At 69.2% G+C, this 1,650-nt stretch carries 2 protein-coding genes; both read right to left on the reverse strand.

The genetic code is table 11. The features are described 5' to 3' along the window. Positions 1-50 precede the first annotated feature (50 nt). A complete protein-coding gene (locus AOK15_RS39575) occupies positions 51-659 on the reverse strand; it encodes a Uma2 family endonuclease (RefSeq protein WP_055523884.1) in 609 nt (202 codons plus the stop codon). 90 nt (positions 660-749) lie between these two features. After that, a complete protein-coding gene (locus AOK15_RS39580) occupies positions 750-1,508 on the reverse strand; it encodes a TetR family transcriptional regulator (RefSeq protein WP_055523886.1) in 759 nt (252 codons plus the stop codon). Positions 1,509-1,650: the final 142 nt, after the last annotated feature.

Consider the following 1,650-nt stretch of genomic DNA (forward strand, 5'->3'; position numbering starts at 1 on the left):
GGTGTACGACGTGGAGCTGGCGGGGGTGGCGGAGGGGGAGGTGGACGCGGTCAGCTGACCTTCGTCTGCCCGGCCTGGAGGATCAGGTCGACGTCCAGGGTGACTTCGGCGCCGATCGACTTGGGCAGCGTGACGGTTTCGCCGGGGGCGTGGATACGGTGGGTCTGGTACTCGCCCCCGGTCGGCTCGGTGAGCACGTGCACGCGCTGGTGCTGGCGGTTGATGATGACGTACACCGGGATCTTCGCCTGGGCGTAGGCGCCGACCTTGCCACGAAGGTCGTTCTCGTAGTTGCTGGAGGTGACCTCCAGTACGAGACGGAAGGCGATCGGGTCGTAGCAGTTGTTCTCGATGAGGTGGTCGTCGATGTCGGCGTCGACGACCGCGAGATCGGGAATCGCATAGTCCTCGGCTCCGTTCGGCAGCCAGACCCCCACACCCTCGAGTACCTCGGTTTCACCGCCGTCCAGGCCCGCGGCGGTGAAGGGGGTCCGCAACCTGGACAACGCGCGGGCGTGACCGACGTTGGGGGGCGGCGTCACAACGATCGTGCCTCCGATGATCTCGACGCGGTACCCCGGGAGCCGGTCCACGATCCGGTTCGCCTCCGCGATCAGCGGACGGTTGCCGTGGGGCCGCTCGACGGATGCTGCGGACATCGCGTGCCTCCTGTGGGCTGGGGTCGAGGCCATCATCGTAGGCAGGAGCGAGGCCAGAGGTCCCGTTCGACCCCATTCACCCGAAAGTGATCATCCGAGTTTTCTGTTGCCCCCCGGATCCGGCAGCACCTTCGTCATCCCCGGCAGGAAGTCCGTGAACAGTTCGTGGACCTCGTGGACGAGGGGGCGCAGGACCCGGAAGCGGGCCAGGGAGACCCCTCTGGTCGTCAGACGGGCCCCTCGTTCCGCGAGGCGGTAGCTGCGTTCGCGGCCCTCCGTGCGGTCGAAGACCCAGTAGAGGACGAGACCCATCTGCGAGAGCCACATCAACTCGGGCAGGACCTCGCGGAGTTCCTCCGGAACCTTCGCCTTCGCGCCGGCGAGGACCTGGCGGTGGACCGCGATGGACTCCTCGCGCGCCCCCGCCGACTCCGGGGAGAACGGGCTGAGGGGGCTGTCCGGGTCGGCCGCGTTCTTGAAGAACTGCGCCGCGAACTCGTGGTACGGCTCCGCCACGTCCAGCCAGGTCGTCAGGACCCCGGCGATCCGCGCCTGCAGATCCGTCTCCCGCTCCAGCACCGGCCGCACCGCCGCCCGGTGCTCCGCGCCGATCCGGTCGTAGAACCCCTGGATCAGGTGCTCCTTGCCGGCGAAGTAGTAGTACGCGTTGCCGACGGAGACCCCGGCCTCCTTGGCGATCGCCCGCATCGTCGTCTTGTCGTACCCGCGCTCCTGGAAGAGCCGCAGCGCGGTCTCCAGGATGAGCGCGCGGGTCTGTTCGGACTTGGCGGAGCCGCCCCGGGGGCCGTCGGGTGCCCCGTCGTCGTCGGCGGCCGGTGGCTCCGCCACGGGGGGCTCGGGGCCGGGCTCTGCGCTGGGTTCGTCGTTCACTGCGGGCACGGGCAGAGCCTAACCAGTCGGGCAGGTACCGCTGTCGCAGCCGCCGGGGAGGGCGGGGGAGCGGGAGCCGGGCTGTCCTTTATACACATCT

Origin of the sequence: Streptomyces ossamyceticus, from assembly GCF_001418475.1 — a bacterium.
Taxonomy (GTDB): Bacteria; Actinomycetota; Actinomycetes; order Streptomycetales; family Streptomycetaceae; genus Streptomyces; species Streptomyces ossamyceticus.

Bases quoted from the DNA above. Each gene is read 5' to 3' on its own strand.
- AOK15_RS39575 (WP_055523884.1), bottom strand. From the start codon at position 659: ATGTCCGCAGCATCCGTCGAGCGGCCCCACGGCAACCGTCCGCTGATC.